General features: G+C 63.1%; 21 protein-coding genes. 14 read left to right on the plus strand and 7 right to left on the minus strand.

The features are described 5' to 3' along the window. Positions 1–76: 76 nt before the first annotated feature. From KU43P_RS01585 to KU43P_RS01640, 12 genes are all read left to right on the plus strand, one after another. Positions 77–577: a hypothetical protein gene (locus KU43P_RS01585; protein ID WP_317660753.1), complete on the plus strand. Its 501-nt coding sequence runs from the start codon at positions 77–79 to the stop codon at positions 575–577. Further along, positions 577–2,391, plus strand: a complete 1,815-nt coding sequence (gene gspD, locus KU43P_RS01590) for a type II secretion system secretin GspD (protein WP_317660754.1) — start codon at positions 577–579, stop codon at positions 2,389–2,391. The genes KU43P_RS01585 and gspD overlap by 1 nt, the downstream gene beginning before the upstream one ends. Continuing rightward, a complete protein-coding gene (gene gspE / locus KU43P_RS01595; RefSeq protein WP_317660755.1) occupies positions 2,388–3,851 on the plus strand; it encodes a type II secretion system ATPase GspE in 1,464 nt (487 codons plus the stop codon). The genes gspD and gspE overlap by 4 nt, the downstream gene beginning before the upstream one ends. A gap of 2 nt (positions 3,852–3,853) precedes the next feature. After that, positions 3,854–5,059 carry a type II secretion system inner membrane protein GspF gene (gene gspF / locus KU43P_RS01600; protein ID WP_317660756.1) on the plus strand — a complete coding sequence of 402 codons (1,206 nt, stop codon included), beginning with the start codon at positions 3,854–3,856 and terminating at the stop codon, positions 5,057–5,059. Between the two features lies 1 nt (position 5,060). Further along, complete coding sequence (gene gspG, locus KU43P_RS01605) at positions 5,061–5,507, plus strand: type II secretion system major pseudopilin GspG (protein ID WP_317660757.1); 447 nt, start codon at positions 5,061–5,063, stop codon at positions 5,505–5,507. Positions 5,508–5,518: 11 nt separating this feature from the next. Continuing rightward, the gene (gspH, locus tag KU43P_RS01610) at positions 5,519–5,965 is read left to right on the plus strand and encodes a type II secretion system minor pseudopilin GspH (RefSeq protein ID WP_317660758.1); all 447 of its coding nucleotides are present in this window, start codon (positions 5,519–5,521) and stop codon (positions 5,963–5,965) included. Next, complete coding sequence (gspI, locus tag KU43P_RS01615) at positions 5,943–6,323, plus strand: type II secretion system minor pseudopilin GspI (RefSeq protein WP_317660759.1); 381 nt, start codon at positions 5,943–5,945, stop codon at positions 6,321–6,323. The genes gspH and gspI overlap by 23 nt, the downstream gene beginning before the upstream one ends. Beyond that, positions 6,313–6,897, plus strand: a complete 585-nt coding sequence (gspJ, locus tag KU43P_RS01620; RefSeq protein WP_317660760.1) for a type II secretion system minor pseudopilin GspJ — start codon at positions 6,313–6,315, stop codon at positions 6,895–6,897. The genes gspI and gspJ overlap by 11 nt, the downstream gene beginning before the upstream one ends. Continuing rightward, on the plus strand, positions 6,894–7,751 hold the full coding sequence (locus KU43P_RS01625; protein WP_317660761.1) for a type II secretion system protein GspK: 858 nt from the start codon (positions 6,894–6,896) through the stop codon (positions 7,749–7,751). Before gspJ ends, KU43P_RS01625 begins: the two co-directional genes overlap by 4 nt. Next, the gene (gene gspL, locus KU43P_RS01630; RefSeq protein WP_317660762.1) at positions 7,744–8,844 is read left to right on the plus strand and encodes a type II secretion system protein GspL; all 1,101 of its coding nucleotides are present in this window, start codon (positions 7,744–7,746) and stop codon (positions 8,842–8,844) included. The genes KU43P_RS01625 and gspL overlap by 8 nt, the downstream gene beginning before the upstream one ends. Continuing rightward, positions 8,844–9,305 carry a type II secretion system protein GspM gene (gspM, locus tag KU43P_RS01635; protein ID WP_317660763.1) on the plus strand — a complete coding sequence of 154 codons (462 nt, stop codon included), beginning with the start codon at positions 8,844–8,846 and terminating at the stop codon, positions 9,303–9,305. The genes gspL and gspM overlap by 1 nt, the downstream gene beginning before the upstream one ends. 64 nt (positions 9,306–9,369) lie before the next feature. Continuing rightward, a complete protein-coding gene (locus KU43P_RS01640; protein ID WP_317660764.1) occupies positions 9,370–9,717 on the plus strand; it encodes a NirD/YgiW/YdeI family stress tolerance protein in 348 nt (115 codons plus the stop codon). A gap of 100 nt (positions 9,718–9,817) precedes the next feature. On the opposite strand, the gene KU43P_RS01645 is transcribed toward KU43P_RS01640, so the two are convergent. Continuing rightward, positions 9,818–11,062, minus strand: coding sequence for an MFS transporter (locus KU43P_RS01645; RefSeq protein WP_317660765.1), 1,245 nt, complete (start codon positions 11,060–11,062; stop codon positions 9,818–9,820). A gap of 108 nt (positions 11,063–11,170) precedes the next feature. Between KU43P_RS01645 and KU43P_RS01650 the strand changes: the two genes are divergently transcribed. Next, the gene (locus KU43P_RS01650) at positions 11,171–12,070 is read left to right on the plus strand and encodes a LysR family transcriptional regulator (protein ID WP_317660766.1); all 900 of its coding nucleotides are present in this window, start codon (positions 11,171–11,173) and stop codon (positions 12,068–12,070) included. On the opposite strand, the gene KU43P_RS01655 is transcribed toward KU43P_RS01650, so the two are convergent. Further along, positions 12,063–13,604 (minus strand): aromatic amino acid ammonia-lyase, encoded by a 1,542-nt coding sequence (locus KU43P_RS01655; protein WP_317660767.1) that lies wholly within the window; start codon positions 13,602–13,604, stop codon positions 12,063–12,065. The two genes, KU43P_RS01650 and KU43P_RS01655, sit on opposite strands and share 8 nt — an antisense overlap. A 133-nt stretch (positions 13,605–13,737) precedes the next feature. On the opposite strand from KU43P_RS01655, the gene KU43P_RS01660 reads away from it, so the two are divergent. Next, the gene (locus KU43P_RS01660; protein ID WP_317660768.1) at positions 13,738–14,511 is read left to right on the plus strand and encodes a ParA family protein; all 774 of its coding nucleotides are present in this window, start codon (positions 13,738–13,740) and stop codon (positions 14,509–14,511) included. Here the strand turns inward: KU43P_RS01660 and trxC are convergent. The 5 genes from trxC to betA all read right to left on the minus strand — a co-directional run bounded on the left by trxC (position 14,508) and on the right by betA (position 23,711). Then, positions 14,508–14,942: a thioredoxin TrxC gene (trxC, locus tag KU43P_RS01665; RefSeq protein WP_317660769.1), complete on the minus strand. Its 435-nt coding sequence runs from the start codon at positions 14,940–14,942 to the stop codon at positions 14,508–14,510. The genes KU43P_RS01660 and trxC overlap by 4 nt on opposite strands. A 104-nt stretch (positions 14,943–15,046) precedes the next feature. Beyond that, positions 15,047–16,507 carry a protein adenylyltransferase SelO gene (gene selO / locus KU43P_RS01670; RefSeq protein WP_317660770.1) on the minus strand — a complete coding sequence of 487 codons (1,461 nt, stop codon included), beginning with the start codon at positions 16,505–16,507 and terminating at the stop codon, positions 15,047–15,049. Between the two features lie 161 nt (positions 16,508–16,668). Beyond that, positions 16,669–19,977 carry a mechanosensitive channel MscK gene (gene mscK, locus KU43P_RS01675; protein ID WP_317660771.1) on the minus strand — a complete coding sequence of 1,103 codons (3,309 nt, stop codon included), beginning with the start codon at positions 19,975–19,977 and terminating at the stop codon, positions 16,669–16,671. Positions 19,978–20,012: 35 nt separating this feature from the next. After that, on the minus strand, positions 20,013–21,755 hold the full coding sequence (locus KU43P_RS01680; RefSeq protein ID WP_176510910.1) for a potassium/proton antiporter: 1,743 nt from the start codon (positions 21,753–21,755) through the stop codon (positions 20,013–20,015). A 258-nt stretch (positions 21,756–22,013) separates the two neighbouring features. After that, positions 22,014–23,711, minus strand: coding sequence for a choline dehydrogenase (gene betA / locus KU43P_RS01685; protein ID WP_317660772.1), 1,698 nt, complete (start codon positions 23,709–23,711; stop codon positions 22,014–22,016). Between the last annotated feature and the right edge of the window lie 20 nt (positions 23,712–23,731).

A 23,731-nucleotide genomic window follows, 5' to 3' on the forward strand; every position in this document is an offset into this window, starting at 1 on the left:
ATGAGCAAACAGACTTCTGGCAGCAGGCTCTGCTTCTTGAGCCTCGTGGCCGGCGAGTGTTGCGCAGGATGCTGCCGTGATCTTGTGGTCGCCAAAAATGCTGTGGCTGATCGCTGCTCTGCTGGCCATTGCCGCATTGGTTGTCCGAGAAGCCCGTTATCGCGCAAGCCCAATGCCGCTGGCGAATGATGCTGTCGTCGTGGCGCCTGCCCCTCAACAAAAGCCATTCGCGGCAGACGCATTGCGCCTGGCGTTCGGCTTCCAGCCGGCAAATGAGCCGCAGGCAAGAGAGTTGACGCTGAAGCTCAAAGCCAGCTTCGTCTCCAGCCGCGGTGAGGCGCGGGCGCTGGTTGCCGGTTCGCAAGGCGAGGCCATTTACCGTATTGGCGATCGCCTCCCTGACGCTAGCGTGCTCAGGCGGGTGGACAACCAGTCCATAACCGTTTGGCTCGACGGCCGCGAACATCGCGTGCCCTTGGCTGCGAGCCAGCCATCCTTGCTTGTCCCTACTGCTTCATCGAGCGCTGGTCGCCCGGTTTCTACCCTTGATACCCGCTTGCTGCGGGAGGTGCCTTGATGTTCAAACACTACCTGCGCGCGGTTTCGCTTGGCGCCTGTCTTTTCATCTGCGGCAACCCGGTAACGGCGCAGGAGCCGACCTGGCAACTGGCGATGAATGATGCCGATGTTCGCGATGTGGTACGTGAAGTGGGGGCGCTTCTCGACCAGACCATTATCCTCGACCCTCGCGTGCAGGGGCGAATCACCGTGCTGTCCAGTGAGCAGTTGGACCGGGAGGGCATCCGGCGTCTGTTCTACTCCGTTCTCAATGCCCAGGGTTTTGCGGCAGTGAACGATGGGGACCGTTTGCTGGTGCTGCCGGCCAGTGAAGCAAAAGCCTGGGCCAACCATCAGGTTGACGCCATCCCGGCAGCGTTCACCACACAGGTGTTCACGCTGTCCGGCAGTATCGCCGCTGACCTTGCAGGGCTTCTGCGGCCTCTGGTTTCCAGCAATGGTTACATCGGCCCGTCGAGTTCGGCGAATGCGTTGGTGGTCACCGACTCGGCGGCCAACCTGGAACGGTTAGGTGAGCTGATAGGGCAACTCGACAGCGGTCAAAGGCATGATCATGAGTTGGTGAACCTGCGCCATGCCGTGGCCAGCGCGTTGCTTCCTGTACTTGAGGCCGCTGCCGGGAGTGCCGATAGTGGGGTGAAGGTCATGGCTGATGCGCATGGTAATCGCCTGTTGATCCTTGGGCCGAATAGGTCTCGTCAACGCTTGGTAAAACTGGCGCACTCACTGGATAAGCCGGCTGCTGTCACTGCACAGAATTGGCGGGTGGTGCGGCTGCAGCATTCGAATGCCGAGCAGCTTGCCGAAGTGCTGTCGGAAGTGGGCAAGCGCCTGGACGGTAAGCCGGTTGCCGACAATATGGACAGCGCTGCGCTGGGGCAGGCAGTCATCAAGGCCGATGCCAACCAGAACGCGCTGGTGTTGCTGGGCGCGCCGCAGACCTTGGGTAGCGTGGTCAAGATCATCGAGCAACTGGACCAGCCAAGGGCGCAAGTACTCATCCATGCGGCGATTGTCGAAGTCAGTGGCGACATCAGTGAAGCGCTGGGCTTGCAGTGGGGTATCAACAGTGGCCGCCTTAACGGCGGTGTGACATTCCCGGAAAGCGATTTCACCCTGGCCAAGATGTTGGGCGGTGAGGCTGTCTTGCCTGGCGGTGCTGCCTTGGCAGTGGGCTCCGACCGTTTCGCCGTTCTGGTTTCGGCGTTGGCCAGCAATAGTCGCAGCAACCTGCTGTCGACTCCAAGTCTGCTTACCCTCGACAACCAGGAGGCACACATCCTGGTAGGCCAGAACGTGCCGTTCAAGACAGGCGCTTACACCACTTCCGGCAATGGTTCGGACAACCCGTTCACTACAGTCGAGCGCAAGGATGTGGGCGTCAGCCTGAAGGTGCGCCCACACATCAATGAAGGGCGAAGCTTGCGCCTGGAGGTCGAGCAGGAGAGTTCAGAGGTGATCCCCAGCCTGCTGGCAGATGACCTCATCACTAACAAGCGCTCGCTCAAGAGCACCATCCTGGCCGAAGACGGTGAAATTATCGTGATCGGAGGGTTGATAAAGGACAGCGTCAAGACTGAAGAGCGCGGTGTACCGGGTTTGCGTCGGTTGCCGTGGATTGGTGGTCTGTTCCGTTGGAACCGTGATGTACAGGAAAAGACCAACCTCATGGTCTTCCTGCGGCCCACGATTCTGCGAACCCAGCACCCGCTGATAGAAGCGGGCGAAAAGGCCTGGCAGGAACTGCGTAGAGCGCCGGCGGCCAGGTTGCCCGAGGATGCTCGGCAATTGTTCGAAAGTGGCCAGCCGTGAGCAGCCTGTTGCCATTCGGCTTTACCAGACGTTACGGCATCCTGTTCGACCAGCAAGCGGACGAGCCTGCCCTGCTGCTGCGCGACGGTGCAACGTTGACTGCCTTATCCGAAGCCTGTCGCGTGGTTGGCAGTGGTTGGCCGCTCAGCTGGGTGGATGCCGAAGTATTTGCCGAACGCTTGGCCATTTGCCATGCAGGTGCTCAGGATGCCGCACAAACGGTGGTGCGGGGGATGGATCAAAGTATCGATCTGGAAAGCCTCGCAGATGCCTTGCCGCAGACCAGCGACTTGCTTGAGCAGCAGGACGATGCGCCGATCATCCGTCTGCTCAATGCCTTGCTCAGCGAGGCTGTGCGTTCGCGTGCCTCGGATATCCACCTGGAAACCTTCGAGCAGTCACTGCGCGTGCGCATGCGCATCGACGGTGTGCTGCGCGAGGTGCTGAGCCCGCCACGTGCGCTCTCGGCTTTGCTGGTATCGCGGATAAAGGTCATGGCGCGCCTGGACATCGCCGAGCGTCGGGTACCGCAGGATGGCCGCATCGGCTTGCGCCTTGCCGGGCACGAAGTGGACGTGCGGGTATCCACGCTGCCTGCGGCCCATGGTGAGCGCGTGGTACTGCGCTTGCTGGACAAGCAGGCGGTGCGCCTGGACATCGAGCACATGGCCATGCAACCCCAGGCCCGTGAAGATTTTCTGCGCATGCTGGCGCGCCCACACGGTATTTTTCTGGTCACCGGGCCCACGGGGTCAGGCAAAACCACCACGTTGTATACCGCGCTGTCACAGCTCAACAAGGTGTCGCGCAATATTCTCACGGTCGAAGACCCAGTGGAGTATCACTTGCCCGGCATTGGCCAGACGCAGGTCAACACCAAGGTCGACATGACCTTCGCCCGTGGCCTGCGAGCCATTCTGCGTCAAGACCCCGACGTGGTGATGGTCGGCGAAATCCGTGACCGGGAGACCGCCGACATTGCTGTTCAAGCGTCGTTGACGGGCCACCTCGTGCTTTCCACCCTGCACACCAACAGCGCCTTGGGGGCTATCACTCGTCTGGCCGACATGGGGGTCGACACCAGCTTGTTGGCTGCCTCTCTGGCAGGGGTGATGGCCCAGCGCCTGGTACGCAAGTTGTGTGATCACTGCAAAGAGGCCTGCCCGCTCGATACCCTGACCGCGCAAAGGCTGGGAATCGAGCTGGAGGCTGCCAGAAGCGTTTATCAGGCGCAGGGTTGCGAGCGATGTCAGCACGGCTATAGCGGTCGTCTGGCCTTGCAGGAAATGGTCGTGGTGACACCTGAGCTGGCACAGGCGATTCACTCGCAGGCTTCTGAAGCACAGATGCTTGCGGTACTCCGTCAAGGTTCGGTGAGCCTGTTCGAGCACGGCGTACAGCGGGTTATGCAAGGTGAAACCAGTACTGCCGAATTTTTTCGCGTTGTGGGCCAGGACTGACCGTGGTGGTGTTCAGCTACCGGGCGGTGGATGCCGCCGGGCGTTCACGGCGAGGTTGCGTGGAGGCAATCAGCGCACAACAGGCGCGTCAGCAATTGCGCGAGCGAGGGTGGCAGGTATTGGCTGTGCGCCCGGCGCGTCACCCTTGGCGGGTGACGCTGAGGCCAGCGGGATCCCTGAGTGCGTCACAGCGTTCACTGCTGACTCGGCAGCTGGCAACACTTCTGCACGCAGGTATGCCGTTGGCTGAAGCGCTGCAGGCACTGGCGGCACAAAGCGAGGAGCGGCGAGTACGGCAGGTGATCGGCGGCGTCGCAGCCAAGGTGGCCGAGGGCAACTCCCTTGCTGAGGCTTTGGCCCATTACCCGCGCGGCTTCCCGATGGTGTTTCGTGCAACGGTCGCGGCTGCTGAGCGCACTGGCCATCTGGCCAGTGTGTTCGAGCGCCTTGCCGAGCATGGCGAGCAGCAGCAGGCGATGCGTCAGAAGGTTCAGCTTGCGTTGGTCTATCCGGTGATTCTGCTGATTGTGTCAGTGGCGGTGGTGGGGTTTCTACTCGGCTATGTGGTGCCGGATGTGGTGCAGGCATTCGCCCGCGACCACGCCAACCTGCCGACCCCGACCCAAGTGCTCATCGTTCTTAGCGATGCCACAAGGCGGTTTGGCCTGGCACTCGTGGTGGGGCTCTTGTTGCTGGTTCTGCTGGCTCATCGTGCGCTAGGCCAGCCGGACTGTCGGCGTCGTTGGCACAGCGTTGTGTTGCAGTTGCCGTTGTTCGGGGCCTTCATCCGGGCCAGCGAAGCCGCTCGGTTTGCCAGCACGTTGGCCATCCTCAGCCGCAGTGGCGTGGCGCTGGTCGATGCAATGCAGATCAGCGCGGCAGTGGTTGGCAACCTTGCCACCCGTGAGCGCCTGGAGGTGGCCGCGCGCCTGCTCAGCGAAGGCCGCAGCCTGGCCGGCTGCCTGACGCAAAGCGCGGTATTGCCACCGTTGATGCTGCAGATGATTGCCAGCGGTGAACGCTCGGGTGAACTCGACAGCATGCTGGAGCGGGCCGCCGAAATGCAGGCAAGCCAGTTGTCCGCGCGCATTTCGTTGCTGGTCAGCCTGTGTGAACCGCTGATGCTGCTGGTGATGGGAGGCATCGTACTGTTCATCGTCCTGGCGATTCTCCTGCCCATCCTCAACCTCAACCAACTGGTGAACTGATATGTCTTTTCACGCTTCGCGTCGCGCCCAGCGTGGCTTTACCCTGATCGAGATCATGGTGGTGGTGGTCATCCTTGGTGTGCTGGGCGCGCTGGTACTGCCCAATGTCATGAGCCGTCCGGACCATGCCAAGCTGACGGCGGCTCGTACCGATATCCAGTCGATCAACACGGCCCTTGAAATCTACCGGCTGGACAACGGTCGTTATCCAAGTACTGCCCAAGGCCTGGAAGCGTTGGTCAAACGCCCTACGCTGGCCCCGCTGCCACGCCAGTGGAACGCACAAGGCTACCTCAAGGCCGTACCGATCGACCCGTGGGGCATGGCCTACCAATACGCCAGCCCAGGCACACGTTCCAACCAGGGGCATGACCTGTATTCGCTGGGAGCCGACAACCAGCCCGGTGGCGAAGGGCTGGATGCCGACATCGGTAACTGGGCCGAATGAGTACCCGAAGTATGCGGGGGTTCACCCTGCTGGAGCTGCTTGTGGTACTGGCAGTGCTGGGGCTGGTCGCCGGTATGGCGGGGCTTTCCCTTGGGCGTGACCCGCAGCGTCAGGCTTTCCAGGAGGCCAACTTCTTCGTGCAGGTGCTGCAGCACGCGCGGCAGCGGGCCGTGCTTGAGGGCATGCTGCTGGGCATTCGCCTGGATGCCCAAGGCTATCAGTTACTCAGGCGCACTGCCCTGGGTTGGGACAATGCTGGCCAGCGCCATGATGCAGGTATCGATCTGCGTTTGGTGATAGATGATGTGTTCATTGAGCCAAGCCGTAGCGGTTCGCCTCAACTGCTCATTCACAGCAATGATCAGTACAGCGTTTTCACCTTGCATTTCGAACAAGTCGGCGTGCGCTTGGTATCAGTGTCGAGCGATGGGCTCAATGATCCGCAAGTCGACCACTGAGCGTGGTTTTACCCTGCTGGAAGTCTTGGTCGCCCTGTCGATTTTCGCAGTGTTGGCGCTTGCCATGGGCAGCGCTGCCCAGCATTTGCTGGCGCAGGCCCGACAACTGGAAGACCGGCTGCTCGCCAACTGGCTGGCGGACAATCATATGGCATTGCTGCGTTTGCAGCCTGTTCCCGCGCCTGGCCGCCAGCAAATCGAGGTCGACTTTGCCCAACGCCGGTGGCGGCTGGATGAAACCCGTTGGAACCTTCCGGGCGGGTTGTTGCAGATTGAGTTGCTGGTGCGCCCTGCAGGCGATCTGGCCGTATTGCATCGGGCGAGCACCTGGCGGGTGAGGGCAGGCGATGAGGGCTGAATACGCAAGGGCGCAGCGCGGCTTCACCCTGATTGAACTGCTGCTGGCTGTGGCCATCTTCGCACTGTTGGCACTGGGTAGCGCGCAGCTGCTCGACAGCCTGGTCAGGGCTGATGGCGCCCGCCAGCAGCAGGTAGAGGGTTCGCGTGCCTTGGCAAGGGCACTGAGTGTGATGCAGCGTGATGCCTTGCAGGTGAAGTCGGGGGCCGAGCTGCAAAGCGCTGCTTTCGCCATGTCGCTACAGGGCTCACGGATGCGCTGGTTGATAAGTGTCCGCCAGCAGGATGCAGTTTCGTCCGTGAGTGACCTGCGGATAGTCGAGTACTGGCTTGAGGACGGCACGCTGTGGCGGCGTGAGCTCACGCTGGAAAACGGGGCGATGGGCAGCCAGAGGTTGCTCGACGGTGTTCGCGAACTGCGCTGGCGCGTGCACGCGCCCGGCCTGGGTTGGGTTGAACATTGGTCGAGCGATGCTAAGCACGAACAGGCGGCGAATGCGCTGGAGGTGACCTTGTCCACCGCGCGTTATCAACAACTGCGTCGGGTGCTGACAATGGCTGGAGGGCGCACATGAACCGTGTTCGTCAGCAAGGTCTGGCATTGGTGACGGTACTGCTGGTAATGGCACTGCTGACGCTGCTGGTGGCAGGCATGTTACGCAGCCAGCAGCTGGTGGTGGCTGGAGTTGGCCAGCAGATCGCGTTCTCACGTCTGTCGCAATTGGCCCTGGCGGGAGAGGCGTTGATGCAACAGCAACTCGCTAGCCAGGTACCTGAGGTACTTCAGCGCAGCCATTCGAACCAGGACTGGGCCAAGCCACAGAAAATGGCCTTGGCTGATGGGGTGCTGTGGATGCGCATGGAAGACCTCACCGCACGGTTGAATCTTGCGGCTCTGGTCGGGCGTACGTCGCTCGAGCCGACGTTGCTGGCGCGGTGGCAAAGGCTTTGTGACTCGTTGGATATCGACCCGCCTGACCTTGAACCGTTGGTCGGCCGGCGATTGCTCGACGTCAGCCAATTGCGAGCGTTGCGCGGTGTGGACACGGAAGCATTCGAGCGGTTACGACCCTGGATAGTGGCCCTGCCTGTCGAGGCGGGGCTGAACGTCAACACCGCGCCTTCGCGCCTGCTGGCTTCTTTGGAAGGGGTTGCCCCTTCGGCGGCCAGGCAGGCGGTCGACGCACGTCCAGAACAGGGGTATGCGAGCGTGCAGCAGTTTTTTGCCAGCCCTGAGATGAGTGGGCTGGGTATTCAAGCACGTGGGTTGGGTGTTGCCAGCCGTTGGTTCCGCTTGGAGTTGCAAGCCGAGTGGGATCAACAGCGGCTGTTCCTGTACAGCGACCTGGAGATCGACGCGAAGACTCACCGCGTGCAGGTGGTGGGCAGGACATTCTCTGCAGTGCGGGAGCAAACACGCAATGAATGAAGCAGGTGTGTACCTGTTGCCTGAGGGCATCCGGCAAGCCGACTCGGCTTGGCCGGTGATCGCGTGGACGGCACAAGGGCAGGTCTGCCGGACACAACTGGCCGAGACGGGAGCACTGCTGGCAGGGGCGCCAGTGATCGTGGTGTTGCCCATGGAGTTGCTGAGCAGTTGCCAGGTGCCTGCGATACCTGGCCGCAAAGTCTCCCGGGAGGCGATGGGGTATGCGCTGGAAGAGCAACTGGCGACGCCGCTGGACACCCTCCATCTGGCGTACTCAAGCGCCGACGTGCAAGGCCGTCGCCAGGCACTGGCGATCGAGCAAGACCGTTGGCAATGCCTGCTCAAGCTGCTGCTGGAGCAAGGGCTAGACCCCGTCGCCGTACAGGCGGACGCCGATCGATTGTTTGCTGCGCCCGCTGCTCTGTGGCTGGAGGGCCGCTGGTTGCTTGGCGGTGCAGACCTGCCGCTGATGGCCGCCACGGATGCAATGGCCAATGCGCTATCGCAACGCCTTGCGCCCATGAGTTGGCAGGCTGACGTGCCGAACCAGTTGAGCAACCAGCGGATCGACAGCGCAATCGCCAGATTGATCGACGGTCGGCCTGGGGCGATTGACCTGCGCCAGGGGGCTTCGCGCAGGCGCCGCCGTTCGTTGCCATGGCAGCGGGCGTTGGCCGGGGTGGCGATGATCGGGTTGCTGGCGGGCGTGGTAGATCAGCTGCGTGCGGCCTGGGTACAGCAGCGCGCCAATCAGTTGAGAGCCGACAATCAGTTGCAGTTTCAGCGCTGGGCACCCGGTCACGCTGGGGGCAGCGACCTGTCGAGGCTGGTGGAGGCATTGCGGCAGCAGCCGCCACCGGCAACGGCGATCCAGCGTTTGCTGGTACTGGCCGGGCAGGTGGTGGAAACCGGAAACCTGACGTTCGAACGTGCGGAGCTGATGCCTGATCAAGGCTGGCGTGTCGAGGTCACCGGGGTGCGCTTCGATGACCTTGAGCGCTTGCGCGAACGCATGCCTGATCTGGTCGTGGGGCACGCAAGGCAGGACGAGCAGGGAGTACAGGCAACGTTGACCTGGGCGGGAGGGGCATGATGTCGCGTATTCCTCAGCACCTGCGCGAGCACTGGGAGCGGATCCCGTATCGAAGGCGATGGATGCTGCAGGGCGCTGCTTGGGCGGTTGTACTGCTGGTGCTCTGGCAGTGGGGTTGGCTGGATAGCCGGTGGAAACTTCAGCAAGCCGAGCGCAGCCTGACCGATGAGCAGATGCTGAGCCGGCAACTGCATTCGGTGATGGCATCCCCCAACCCAGGACGTTCGCAGCCCTTGAGCCCTGGTCGTTTGAGCGAGCATGCACAGGCTGCCGGGCTGCGGGTTGTCGGCATGGATACTCACGAGGGACGTGTCGACGTTCAGCTCGAAGGCCAACCCGACGCCCTGTTGCACTGGCTGCACGAAGTGGAGCGAGAAGGGACCCAGGTGGGGCAGTTGCAATTGCAGCGCAGCGGCAACCTGCTGCAGGTACGCCTTGGGGTGGTGCCGGGCCCGTCCTGATTAAGTTTGGCTTCAGCCACCCGCGTTACGCTTTGCCCATCGGAAACCAGACAGGACATACTCCATGAAAGCCCATTACCTTGCCTTTATCCTTGCCCCGCTTGTCAGTACTGCTGCCTTGGCTGCTGGCTATACCGGCCCGGGTGCCCAGCCAGTGACCACTGTGTCCGCCGCCAAGGATGCTGCCGATGACACGCCGGTGGTGCTGCAGGGCTACGTGACCAAGAAGATCAACAACGACGACAAGTACGAGTTCAAGGACAACACCGGCACCATCACCGTCGAGATCGACAACGAAGATCTGCCGCCGACACCGTTCAACGAAAAGACCAAGGTGAAGCTGACCGGCGAGGTGGAGAAGCACCTGATGAGCCGTGAAGTGGATGTGGATATCGTCGAGATCGTGAACTGATCCAAAGGCCTCATCGCCAGCAAGCCGGCTCCCACAGTTACCCTACGGTCTCTGTGGGAGCCGGCTTGCCGGCGATGGGCTGCAAAGCAGCCCTGCAGCCTCAAGCTTTCTTCGGTTCAAGCCTGCTCAGGTGCAACGCCACCAGCAACGCCACCGTCAGCAAGCTGCCGATGAACAACCCGATGCCATTCCATCCCCAGTGATGCCAGAACATCCCGCCTGCCGTACCGGCCACGCTCGATCCCGCGTAATAGCAGAACAGGTACAGCGACGACGCCTGCCCCTTGGCCTTCAGCGCCCGCCGGCCAATCCAGCTACTGGCCACCGAATGCGCTCCAAAGAAGCCGAATGTGAATACCAGCATGCCGAGGATGATCAGCATCAACGGCGTGGCCAGTGTCATCAGCAAGCCGCCCGCCATCACCACGATACTGGCCCAGAACACCTTGCGCCGGCCCAGCTTGTCGGCCAGTGCTCCGACCTGCGCCGAACTGTAGATACCCGACAGATAAACCACGGACAGCAACCCGACCAACGCCTGGTTCATGTGATAGGGGCCGGCCAGCAGGCGGTAGCCGATGTAGTTGAACAGCGTGACAAAGGCGCCCATCAGCAGGAAGGCTTCGAGGAACAGCCAGGGCAGGCCGGCGTCCTTGAAGTGCATGACGAAACCCTCCAGCAAATTGCGCGGCTTGAGCGACTGCGTGCGGAAGTTGCGTGACTCCGGCAGCACTTTCCAGAACACCAGTGCCGCCACCAGTGCCAGGCCGCCGATGATCAGCATTGCCGTGTGCCAGCTGACGAAGTCGATCAATACGCCAGTGATCAGGCGGCCGCTCATGCCGCCGATGGCATTGCCGCCGATGTACAGCCCCATGGCCAGGCCGATGTGCTGCGGGTGAATTTCTTCGCTCAGGTAGGTCATCGCCACGGCGGCCAGGCCGCTGAGCGACAGGCCGACCAGCGCCCGTGTGGCCAGTACCCACTCCCAGCTCGGCATGACGGCACTGACCATGGTCGACAGGGCCGCGCAGAGCAGAGCGAACACCATTACCGGCTTGCGCCCGATGCGGTCGGAGATCGGCCCGGTGATCAGCAGCCCAAATGCCAGCATCGCGGTCGACACCGACAGCACCAGGCTACTTTGCGCGGCGTTGATCGAATACTCCTGGGACAGCAGCGGCATCATCGGCTGTACGCAATACAGCAGGGCGAACGTGGCAAAGCCGCCGCTGAACAGCGCCAGCACGGTTTTCATGAAGGCAGGGGTGCCTTTTTCGATCCAGATTTCGTTCAGCGGGGCAGGGTCGGGGTCGACGGGAAGGGGGGCTACAGCAGTTTTCACGGGTGGGTACCTCTGGGGCAATGAAAAAAGCATATAGCTGCCTAATGATTAGATCCAATATATTGTTCGACCTATTTGAGAGGTTTTGCGACCTAGTTGGAGTTGACCATGGAACTGCGCCACCTGCGTTACTTCATTGCCGTTGCCGAAGAACTGCACTTTGGTCGTGCAGCCCAGCAACTGGGCATTTCCCAGCCTCCCCTGAGCCAGCAGATCCAGGCACTGGAGCAGGAGCTGGGGGCGCGTCTGTTCGAGCGTACCAATCGTCGGGTGGAGCTGAGCGAGGCCGGCCGTCTGTTCCTCGATGAGGCGCGGCAGGTGCTGGCGCAGGTTGAGAAAGCAGCCGATGTGGCACGCCGCGCGCAGTTGGGAGAGCTGGGCGAGATGAAGATTGGCTTCACCGCGTCGGCGCCTTTCACGTCGAAAATTCCCAAGGCAATCCATGCATTTCGCCAGCGTTTTCCTGCCGTGCACCTGAACCTTCAGGAAATGAGCAGCCGTGACGTGGCTGACGGGGTTTTCGACGAGTCCATCGAAATCGGGCTGATGCGGCCGATGCCGCTGCCAGAGGGCCTGATCGCCACCGAACTGTTTCGCGAGCCGCTGGTGGCAGTGATCAATGCCTCGCACCCGTTGGCCGAAGGTACCGAACACGGCGTGCACATGGTCGCGCTGGCCCATGAACCCTTCGTGTTCTTTCCGCGCAGCTATGGCAGCGGTTTGCACGCGCAACTGCTGAGCCTGGCGCGCCAGGCGGGCTTCAGCCCACATTTCGCCCAGGAAGCGGGCGAGGCTATGACGATTATCGGGCTGGTGTCTGCAGGCCTCGGGGTATCGGTATTGCCGGCCTCGTTTCAGCGGATGCGCATCGAGGGCGTGGTCTATCGAACCTTGCTCGACGAGGGCGCCACCTCGGCCGTCTGGCTCGTGCAACGTGAGCGGGGTAGCTCGGCGATGGCCAAGGCATTCGCCGAGCTGGTGACCGACGCGACGTCTGCTGCTAGCTGAGGTGCAACGGCCAGTGCCGCTCACCGATGCGTCGCAGGCACAGGCGCAGGTCGTTTTCCAGGGCGCGGTCCTCGGTCACCGGGGCGAAGTCTTCGAGCAACGCTTCGTGCATCCGCGCCAGGGGTTGTGGCAATGCCCGGCTGCCTGGCTGGCGGCCGCGTAGCCAGACAGCCTGGTTGGCTGCCAGCAAGGTAGCTGCGGCGACTTGTTCGGTCAGTTCCAGTACCCGCAGGGCATCCCGCGCAGCGATGGTGCCCATGCTCACCTTGTCCTGGTTATGGCATTCGGTCGAGCGCGAGAACACGCTGGCGGGCATGGTTTGCTTGAGGGCTTCGGCGGTCCAGGCGCTGGCGCCGATCTGCACGGCCTTGAAGCCGTGATTGAGCATGGCTCGTTCGGCCTCGGCGCCCGACAGGTTGCTCGGCAGGCCGTGGTTGTAACGTACATCCACCAGCAACGCGAGCTGCCGGTCGAGCAGGTCGGCAACGTTGGCCACCAGGGTCTTCAGGCTGTCCATGGCGAAGGCGATATGGCCGCCGTAGAAGTGCCCACCATGCAACACGCGTTCGGCGTCGCCATCGATGATCGGGTTGTCGTTGGCGCTGTTGAGCTCGGTTTCGATGAAGCCCCGCAGCCAGCCCAGGCTGTCGGCCAGCACGCCCAGCACATGCGGCGCGCAGCGCAGCGAGTAGCGGTCCTGCAAGCGGTGCAGCGGGGGCAGCGGCGCGTCGATGGCCAGGTCCTGGCGTAGCCAGGCGGCAACCTGTGACTGACCTGGGTGGGGCTTGGCAGCGAACAGCCGTGCGTCGAAGTGTTCCGGGTTACCCTGCAGGCCGATGACATTCAGGGCGGTGATGCGCGTGGCCAGCTTGAGCAGGTAGTCGGCCCGGGCGAAGGCCAGGCAGGCCAGGCCGGTCATCACCGCCGTACCGTTCATCAACGCCAGTGCTTCCTTGGGACGCAGCACAAGGGGCTGCCAGCCCAGCTCCTGGTGCACGTCGGCACTGCTGCGGCGCACACCCTGGTACAGCACTTCGCGCTCACCGGCCAAGGCGGCGGCAACGTATGACAGGGGTGTCAGGTCTCCGCTGGCGCCCACCGAGCCCTCCTCGGGGATCAACGGCAGGATGTCGTGGGCCAGAAAGTCGCGCAGGCGCTCCAGCAACAGCCGGCGTACGCCCGAGACACCATGGCTGAGTGAGCGCAGGCGGGCCGCCAGCACCGCGCGGGTGGCCGTGGCGTCGAGCAGGCGCCCGAGGCCACAGCCGTGGAAGGTGTAGAGATGGCGCGGCAGGGCTTCGACATGCTCCAGCGGCACGGCCACCACGCAGGAGTCACCGTAGCCGGTAGTGACGCCATAGATCACGCCTTCCTTGTCCAGCAAGCTGTCGAGAAAGCGTGCGCCGCGGTCGATGTAGGCGCGGTACCCGCTGTCGTCCTGCAGGCAAGGCGTGGCGCGACGCTCGGCCAGGGCCAGAACGTCTTCAATCGCCAGCTGCGATTGGCCAAAGGTTACAGCCGGGTGCATCGTCATCGGTCTTCCCTGGAGTGTGGCGAAGGTTTTCGCGGGGCAGGGTAGCGCTGCCGTCGGCGCCCGGCAAATGCCGCTGGCCATTGCCGCCGCGTCGCCACATACTCGGTCATTCGTTGATACACGGAGGTCTCTCATGCGGCGCGTGGTGTTCAATCAGAAAGGTGGCGTGGGCAAGTCGAGCATCGCTTGCAACTTGGCGGCAGTGAGCGCCAGCGAAGGCTATCGGACCCTGCTGATCGACCTGGATGCCCAGGCCAACTCGACTCAGTACCTGACCGGTCTCACGGGTGACGACATTCCCATGGGCATCGCCGATTTCTTCAAGCAGAGCCTGTCCAGCGGGCCGTTCAGCAAGAAGAACAAGGTCGATATCTACGAAACTCCCTTCGACAACCTGCATGTGGTCACCGCCACGGCGGAATTGGCAGACCTGCAGCCTAAGCTTGAGGCCAAGCACAAGATCAACAAGCTGCGTAAGTTACTCGACGAGCTGGACGAGGATTACGAGCGGATCTACATCGATACCCCGCCGGCGTTGAACTTCTATGCAGTTTCTGCGCTTATCGCCGCTGATCGTGTGCTTATCCCCTTCGACTGTGACAGCTTTTCGCGCCAGGCGCTGTATGGCCTGCTGGCGGAAATCGAAGAGCTCAAGGACGACCACAACGAGGACTTGATGGTCGAAGGCATCGTGGTCAACCAGTTCCAGTCCCGCGCCAGCCTGCCCCAGCAGATGCTCGACGAGCTGCTGGCCGAAGGCTTGCCGGTGCTACCGGTGTACCTGGGTAGCTCGGTGAAGATGCGCGAGTCGCACCACGCCAGCCTGCCGCTGATCCACCTGGAGCCACGGCACAAGCTGACCCAGCAATTTGTCGAGTTGCACTCGCTATTGGAAGAAAACGGCTAAATCCCCTGACTACGTAACCACTCCAGCAACGACTGGAGTGGAAACGCTCCGGCCTGGCGGCTGATTTCGCGGCCGCTCTTGAACAGGATCAGGCTGGGGATCGAGCGGATGCCCAGCTGCCCGGCCAGGTTGCGGTTGGCTTCGCTGTCGAGCTTGGCCAGGCGGCACCGGCCGCTGAGCTGGCGGGCGGCCTGTTCGAAGGTGGGTGCGAAGGACTTGCATGGGCCGCACCAGTCGGCCCAGACATCGACCAGCAGGGGCAGGTCGCCTTTGATCTGGCTGGCGTAGCTGCTTTCGTTGAGGTCGAACGGTTTGCCGAGCAGTACATCCTGTTTGCAGCGGCCGCATTTCGGGGTATCGCCCAGGCGTTCGGCGGGCAGGCGGTTGAGTCCGTTGCAGTGGGGGCAGGGGATCAGCAGTGGGTCGGTCATGTCGTCTCCTTGAGGTGTTTGTTCGGGCCCTATCGCTGGCAAGCCAGCGCCCACAAGGGGGGCACTGCTGCTCTCTGTGGGAGCCGGCTGGCCGGCGATGAGGGCTATGAAGAACAGCTGATTTCCAGATGCTTGCCCCACTCAGGCGGCCGCTCGGCATAGGCCTGCATCCCTTGCTGCTCTTCGAACGGCCGGCTCAGCACCTGATGCAGTCGCCGCACTTCACTGTAGTCTCCCGCTTCGGCCGCTTCGATGGCTTTCTGCGCCAGGTAATTGCGCAGCACATACAGCGGGTTCACCGCGTGCATGCGCTCACGCCGCCCGTCGGCATTGCCAGCTTCGCGCTCGCAGCGGGCCTGGTAGTCCGCTGCCCAGGCATCGAAGCCGGCGAGGTCGATGAAGTCGTCGCGTACCACGTTCAGGGCCGCTGCCAGCGGTTGATCGCCCAGCCTGCGGAAGAACAGGGTGTAGTCCACGCCGCCGCTCTGCATGCCCTGCAACAGTCGCTCGACCAATGCCATGTCGTCGTCTTCGCCAGTGGTCAGGCCCAGACGCCGTCGCATCAGGTCCAGGTAGTGCGCCTGGTACAGCGGCAGGAACATGCCCAGCGCTTCTTTGAGCGGCTCTACCTCAATCACCGTTGTCAGCGCCTGGGCCAGGGCGCTGAGGTTCCAGTGGGCGATCGGCACCTGGTTGGCGTAGCTGTAGCGGCCGCGGTCATCGGAATGGTTGCAGATGAAGTTGGCGTCGAAGTCGTCGAGGAAGGCGAACGGGCCGAAGTCGAAGGTGATGCCCAGGATCGACATGTTGTCGGTGTTCATCACTCCATGGCAGAAGCCATAGGCCTGCCAGTGGGCAATCAGCTCGGCGTTGCGCTCGACGATGGTGCGGAACATGGCCAGGTAGGGTTGTTCGGCCTCGCGACATTCCGGGTAGTGCTGGTCCAGCACGTGGTCGATCAGCACGCGCTGCTGTTCGGGCTGCTTGGTGTAGTAGAAGTATTCGAAATGGCCGAAGCGCACGTGGCTCTGCGCCAGGCGGGTGAGCATCGCCGCACTCTCGCGGGTTTCGCGCCATACTGCGGTGCTTGAGCCGACCACGCACAGCGCCCGGCTAGTGGGGATGCCCAACGCATGCAGGGCCTCGGAGGCAAGGAATTCGCGGATCGACGAGCGCAGCACGGCACGGCCGTCACCCATGCGCGAGTACGGGGTCTGGCCGGCTCCCTTGAGGTGCAGGTCCCAGTGTTCGCCCTTGTCGTTCAGCACTTCGGCCAGCAGCAGGCCACGGCCATCGCCCAGACGGGGGTTGTAGGAACCGAACTGGTGGCCGGAATAGACCATAGCGCGTGGGTCGGCTTCTTCCCACAGCTTCTGACCGCTGAACAGCTCGGCGAAGATTGGCAGCTCGGCTTGGGCAGGGTCCAGGTCGAGCAGGGCCATGGCCGACTCGCTGGTCACTACCAAGCGTGGGTCTGCAATGGGGTCTGGCAGCACCTGGGTGGAGAACGCGTCGCCCAGGCGGGCGAAGCGGTTGTCGAAGCTGAGTTGGTCGAGGGCTTTCACGGGGTGCTCCTGGGGTCGGTGCCATGGGGGCCGCTAGGCGGCCCATCGCCGGCAAGCCGGCTCCCACAAGGTTCAGCGCAGTCCCTGTAGGAGCCGGCTTGCCGGCGATCGAGGGCAAAGCCCTCGCCAGCATTCTGGCGGTCATGCCCGTTGGAGTCCACTCAGCTTGGCGCAGTGCCATCCACTTTCGGCTGTTCCATCGGAATCAGCTGCTGCTTGCCGCCCTTGGCGTCCATCAGGAACACCTCGACCTGGCGCACGGATATCTTGATGTCGTGCGCCTTGAACTCGCGATTGATGTAGCGGTTGATCTCGTCCAGCGTCGGGTTGCGGTCGCCCAGGTCGCGCACGTGCATGCGCAGCTCGTGGTCCAGCGAACTTTCGCCGAAGTTGAGGAAGTACACGATCGGCTCCGGATCCTTGAGCACCCGTGGGTTCTGGTGGGCACCCTTGAGCAGCAGGTCACGCACAAGGTCCAGGTCCGAGCCGTAGTCGATACCCAGTTTCAGCGTCACCCGGGTGACCGTGTCGGTCAGCGACCAGTTGATCAGCTGGCCGGTGATGAAGGTCTTGTTGGGGACGATGATGTCCTTGCGGTCGAAATCGGTGATGGTGGTGGCGCGGATGCGGATCTTGCTTACCGTGCCGGACAGGTTGCCGATGGTGATGGTGTCGCCGATGCGTACCGGGCGCTCGAACAGGATCATGATGCCGGAGATGAAGTTGGCGAAGATTTCCTGCATGCCGAAACCGAGGCCTACCGACAGCGCTGCCACAAGCCATTGCAGCTTGTCCCAGCTCACCCCAAGGGTAGACAAGGTGCTGACGATGCCAACGCCGACGATGATGTACGACAGCAGTGTGGTGGTGGCATAGGCGCTGCCCTGGGCCAGGTTGAGCCGCGACAGCACCAGCACCTCCAGCAGGCCCGGCAAGTTGCGGGCCAGGGCAAAGGTGATACCGACGATCACCAGCGCGCCGAGCAGGTCGCCGAGGCTGATCGGCACCATGCTGGCGGCGGTACCGGTGCCGCTGGTGTACTCGTACAGGGTGAAATTATTGAGGTAGGCGAATACCGAGATCAGATCCGACCATACCCAGTACAGGCCGGCAATGAAGCCACCGAGCAAGGCCAGGCGGATCAGCCGCAGCGACTGCTGGTTGACCTGCTCGATGTCCAGCGTCGGCTCTTCGGTGATGACTTCGCCGTCCAGCCCCTCCTTGGCCGCTGCGCGCTTGCTCAGGGCGCGCTGGTAGGCCAGGCGCCGAGCGGCCACCGACAGGCCGCGCACGAAGGCAGCCTCGATCACCAGCCAGAACAGCAGCAGGTACAAGGTGTAGATCAGGCGGTCGGTGAGCTTCAGAGCGGTGTAGTAGTAGCCGAAGCACACTGCCACGAACAAGGCGATCGGCAAGGCGGTGAAGGCTACCCCGACGGCCTTGCGGAACAGCGAGGTGTCACGGTGCGCCGGGCTGCTCAGCAACAGGCGGCTGAGCAGCCAGGCCATCAGCGCATAGCAGGTCAGCACCACGCCGATGCCGAGTACGTCGTCGGCCAGTGCCGAGGGCTGGTGCTCGGCCACCGCCACCACGCCAACCAAGGCCAGCACCACGGTGCCCAGTCTGCGTACCCAGCCGCGCAGGAATTCGACCTGCGGCTTGTGCCAGCGGAAGTGGATTTCCGCAACGCCGCCAGGTGCGAGGATGCGATAGGCGGTGTAGAACACCAGCCAGGCCTGGGCCAGTTGCCAGAGTGCCGCACCGAGGTTGGCGTTCTGCCCGCGGGCGTCGATCTGCAAGGCGTAGCTGCACAGGGCCAGGCCCAGGCTCACCGGCATCGCCAGGAGAATGTTGATGAGAATGGCCTGGGGCGTATGCCACTGGCTGTCACGGCGGAAGTGACCGATGTCCTGGTGTACCTTGCTCAACCGCTGATACAGGTACTTGCGCCGCCACAGCAGGGCGCCGATCACCAACAGCAGAGGCAGGAACAGCAGCGGGCGCTGGCTCAGGCCGTCGGCCAGCTCCTTGATGCCGGAGCCCCAGGGCAGGTCGGCGACCTGGGCGGCAAAACGCTCGGGCACGTAGCGCAGCCAGTCCCAGTCCAGCGGCTTGTTGCTGGGGATCCAGAACATCTGCTCGTCGAGGGTGGTGCGCAGGCCTTGGGCAGTACCCAGCAGCTGCTTCTGGTTGAGCTGCAGGGTGATCGATTCGTTGAGCAGCGCCGACAGCTCGCGGTTCAAGCGTTCGAGCAGGTCGCTGCGGGTGACGGCGACTTCCAGCAGCGCCTTGCGCAGTGCCGGGGTCACATCTTCCTCGGGCTGGTTGGCCAGCAGCTTGTCGACGTAGGTCACCGGGCTGCTCATCTGCTCGCGCTGCTGGTTGACCTCGAACTGGTACAGGCGGATGTCGGCGATCTGGTCGGCCAGGTCGCGGTCGACCTTCAGGTGCGGCAGGGCCTGCTTCTGCTTGTAGAGGATCTTCGACAGCAGCAAGCTGCCCTTGAGCACGCTGATTTGCTCGTCCAGGGCCTGGTCGGCCTGGGTCAGGCTGTCGAGCTGCTGCTTGGTGCGCAGGTTCTGCTGGGTCACTTCGTTGAGGCGGTCGGTGCTCTTGAGCAGGTAGTCGGAAAGCTTGAGGTTGGCCGCGCTCTCGCTGGCCAGTATCGAGCTGCCACCGGCCTTCTGGGCCTCGATCGACTGTTGGGTGACGGTCTGCTGCGATTGTGCCAGACGCTTCTCGTTGATCAGCGTCTGCAGGTTCTGGATCTCCTGCTCCAGGCGCGCGGCACGCTCGATCAGCAGGTCGTGGCGGGCATTGCCCAGGTCCTGCAGCAGGCCGTTGCCGGCCAGCTCCTGGCGGCGCAGCAGGGTCAGGGCGTTGAGCGAAGCCTGCTCGGCGACGAGCTGGTTGCGCTGGTCGGCATTGATTGCCTTGCCACCGTCCTTGCCACTCTTGAGGATGTTGTTGATCTGCTGGCTGCGGGTCTGGTTGTTGCTGATCTCGGCCTGCGCGCGCTCGGGGCGGGTCTGCGAGTTGATGATCAGGCTGTTGGCTTCCGACAGCGCTTTTTGCAACTCGCCTTGCAGGGTGTTGCGCTCGCTGAGCATCTGCTCGAGTTGCGGCACGGTGAGGTTGGCATAGCGCTGGGCAACCGGCTGCGGCTTGCTCTCTTTGAGCTTGGCCAGTTCTTTCTGACTGTCGCTGGTCTCTTTCGGTGCGCCGGCCAGCTGCTGCTTGAGCGCGGCGAGCTTCTTCTCGCTGTCTTCCTTGCTGGCCAGCAGCGTGAGGGTCTGTTCCAGTACTTGCTGCAGGGCTTTCTGGTCGGCTTCGGGCAGCTTGCGCTCGGCAATCTTGTCGAGGCTGTTCTGGATGCTGGCAGTGGTCGGAGTTTCAGCCGCGGCAGCCGCGAATGAAAGGGACAGACACAGCCCGAGCAGGGCTGTGCGAAGGTACACGCGCAGGGACATAGGCAGACTACTTGTGGATCAGGCGAAATCGGAGTTTAGAGGAACAATCCTGGTCCGGGTCGCGTTCCTTCGGGGAATCTGACGCCGACTTTCTGGATCTTGTTCCCGTCCATGGTCGCGACGGTCCAGATCGTGCCATGCCATTCGACCTGGTCGCCCACTACTGGAGCGCCTCCGACCTTTTGTCGGATGAACTGCGCCAGTGGCATTTTTGCGTCCAGGCCGTCGAGTTTCAGGCCATAAAGTGCGGCCACCGCACCCAGTTCGGCATCGCCTTCGAGCACGAAGTCGCCGAAGAAGCGTAAGTCGAGGCCGCGTTGCGGCGCCTGGCTGAACAGCTTGCCCAGGGCCGGAAGGTTATGTTCGTGGCCGATCACGCAGAGCATATCGCCGACTTCCAGCACGGTACTGCCCGAGGGGTGCAGCAGTTGTTCGTTACGGAACAGGGCGGCGATGCGCGTGCCTTCGGGCATCTTCAGTTCGCGCAGGGCGGCGCCGATGCACCACTTTTCCGCGCCCAGCCGATAGACGAACAGCTCCCACTCGCTGGTGACGTGCACCTCCAGTGCGGAGCGCGAGATGGGCGCTGGATCAGGCGGCACCGTCACCTTCAGCAGCTTGGCCATCCACGGCAGGCTGGTGCCCTGCACCAGCAGCGATACCAGCACGATGAAGAACGCCAGGTTGAAGAACAGCTGCGCATCCGGCAGCCCGGCCATCAGCGGAAACACCGCCAGGATGATCGGTACCGCACCGCGCAGGCCGACCCAGGAGATGAAGCCCTTCTCACGGCCATGGAAGGCCTTGAACGGCAACAGCGCGGCGACCACCGACAGCGGCCGTGCCACCAGGATCATCCACAGCGCCAGGCCCAGTGCCGGCAAGGCGATCGGCAGCAGGTCATGGGGGGTGACCAGCAGCCCCAGCACCAGGAACATGCCGATCTGCGCCAGCCAGGCCATGCCGTCGAGCATGTGCAGGATGCCGTGGCGGCTGCGGATCGGCTTGTTGCCCAGCACCAGGCCGCACAGGTACACGGCGAGGAAGCCGCTGCCGTGCAGGGCGTTGGTCAGCGAGAACACCACCAGGCCACCGGCCACCACGAGAATCGGGTACAGGCCGCCGGCCAGGTTGATCCGGTTGACCAGTTGCAGCATCAGCCAGCCACCGCCCAGGCCCAGCAGGCCACCGATGCCGAATTCGCGCAGCAGGTGGGTCAGCAGGCTCCAGTGCAGGCCGGTCTGGCCGCTGGCGATCATGTCGATCAGGGTGACGGTGAGGAACACCGCCATCGGGTCGTTGCTGCCCGACTCGATTTCCAGGGTGGCGGTGACCCGCTCGTTCAGGCCCTTGCCGCCGAGCAGCGAGAACACTGCGGCGGCGTCGGTGGAGCCGACGATGGCGCCGATCAGCAAGCCCTGGATCAGGCTCAGGTTGAACAGCCAGGCCGCGACCAGGCCGGTCAGCGCCGTGGTGATCATCACGCCGACGGTGGCCAGCGACAGGGCGGGCCACAGTGCCACGCGGAAGCTCGCCACCCGCGTGCGCAAACCACCGTCGAGCAGGATTACCGCCAGTGCCAGGTTGCCTACCAGGTAGGCGGTCGGGTAGTTGTTGAAGATGATGCCGCCACCATCGACACCGGCGACCATGCCGACGGCGAGGATGATGACCAGGATAGGGATGCCCAGGCGCGAAGAAAGCGAGCTGACCAGGATGCTTGCGCCCACCAGCAATGCGCCGATCAAGAACAGGCTGTTGATGGTGCTGGCATCCAAAGGCAGGTACTCCGGGACATCGCGGGGTGAGGGGACTTGCGAGAATGAACTAGCAGGTCGCGTGCCAATCGATTCTAACCTGATGAATTGGCAGGCTGTAAAGCGTTTCTGCAGATGTGCAAAAGGCACCCGGGTGGGTGCCTTTTCAGGTGTTGCCTGGCTGGGCCTCATCGCCGGCAAGCCGGCTCCCACAGGATGATCACAGGCCTGAGGGCTGCGCTGTACCTGTGGGAGCCGGCTTGCCGACGATAGTGCCGGTCAGCCCTGCTTCACTTCCCGCATCGGCTTGCCTTTAACCGGTGCACCGCCAGCCACGTAATACTTGGCAGTGCTGCGCGCCAGCGGCTTGCGGCCACGGATCTTGTCCGAGATTTTCTCGGCGATCATGATCGTGGTGGCGTTGAGGTTGCCGGTGATGATGATCGGCATGATCGATGCATCGACCACACGCAGGCCTTTCATGCCATGCACGCGGCCTTCGTTGTCGACCACCGCCATGTCGTCGGTGCCCATCTTGCACGAGCAGGACGGGTGGAAGGCAGTTTCGGCGTGTTCGCGGATGAACTTGTCCAACTCTTCATCGGTTTGCACGTGTTCGCCCGGGCTGATCTCGCGGCCACGGTACGGGTCCAGCGCGGGCTGGGCCATGATCTCGCGGGTCAGGCGGATGCCGTCGCGGAATTCCTGCCAGTCCTGCTCGGTCGCCATGTAGTTGAACAGGATGCTCGGGTGCTGGCGCGGATCCTTGGACTTGGCCTGGATGCGGCCGCGGCTAGGCGAGCGCATCGAGCCCATGTGTGCCTGGAAGCCGTGTTCCTTCACGCCGTTGGAGCCGTTGTAGTTGATGGCCACCGGCAGGAAGTGATACTGGATATTCGGCCACTCGAACTCAGGGCGGGTGCGGATGAAGCCACCGGCCTCGAACTGGTTGCTGGCGCCGATGCCGGTGCCTTTGAACATCCACTCGGCACCGATGGCCGGCTGGTTCCACCACAGCAGCGAGGGGTACAGCGACACCGGTTGAGTGCAGGCGTACTGCAGGTACAGCTCAAGGTGGTCCTGCAGGTTCTCGCCGACGCCTGGCAGGTCGTGCACCACCGGGATGTCCAGGCTTTCCAGCAGGGCGCGCGGGCCGACGCCGGAGCGCTGCAGCAGTTGCGGCGAGGCGATCGCGCCGGAGCTGACGATGACTTCTTTGCGGGCGCGGGCTTCGACACGCTCTTCGCTGTCGCCGACCAGGTAGGTCACGCCAACGGCGCGCTTGCCGTCGAACAGCACGCGGTCGCTCAGGGCGTGGGTGACGATGGTCAGGTTCGGGCGCTTCTTGGACTGGTCCAGGTAGCCACGGGCGGTGCTGGAGCGACGACCCTGCTTGGTCACGGTACGGTCCATCGGACCGAAGCCTTCCTGCTGGTAACCGTTGAGGTCTTCGGTGCGCGGGTAACCGGCCTGCACGCCGGCTTCGACCATGGCGTGGAACAGTGGGTTGTTGCCGGCCTTGGGCGTGGTCACGCTGACCGGGCCTTCGCCACCGTGGTAGTCGTTCGGGCCGATGTCACGGGTTTCAGCTTTTCTGAAATAGGGCAGGCAGTCCAAGTACGTCCAGTCTTCCAGGCCTGGCAGTTTCGCCCAGCCGTCGAAGTCCATGGCGTTACCACGGATGTAGCACATGCCGTTGATCAGCGACGAACCACCCAGGCCCTTTCCACGGCCGCACTCCATGCGGCGGCCGTCCATGTGCGGCTCCGGGTCGGTTTCGTAGGCCCAGTTGTAGCGACGGCCCTGCAGCGGGAAGGCCAGGGCGGCCGGCATCTGGGTGCGGAAGTCGAAACGGTAGTCGGGGCCACCGGCTTCCAGCAGCAGGACGGTGACGCCGGCGTCTTCGGTCAGGCGGGTGGCCAGGGTGTTACCGGCGGAGCCTGCTCCGACGATGATGTAATCGAATTCTTGGGACATGAAAAGTACCCTCGTTGGCG

This window comes from Pseudomonas sp. KU43P, assembly GCF_033095865.1.
GTDB lineage: Bacteria > Pseudomonadota > Gammaproteobacteria > Pseudomonadales > Pseudomonadaceae > Aquipseudomonas.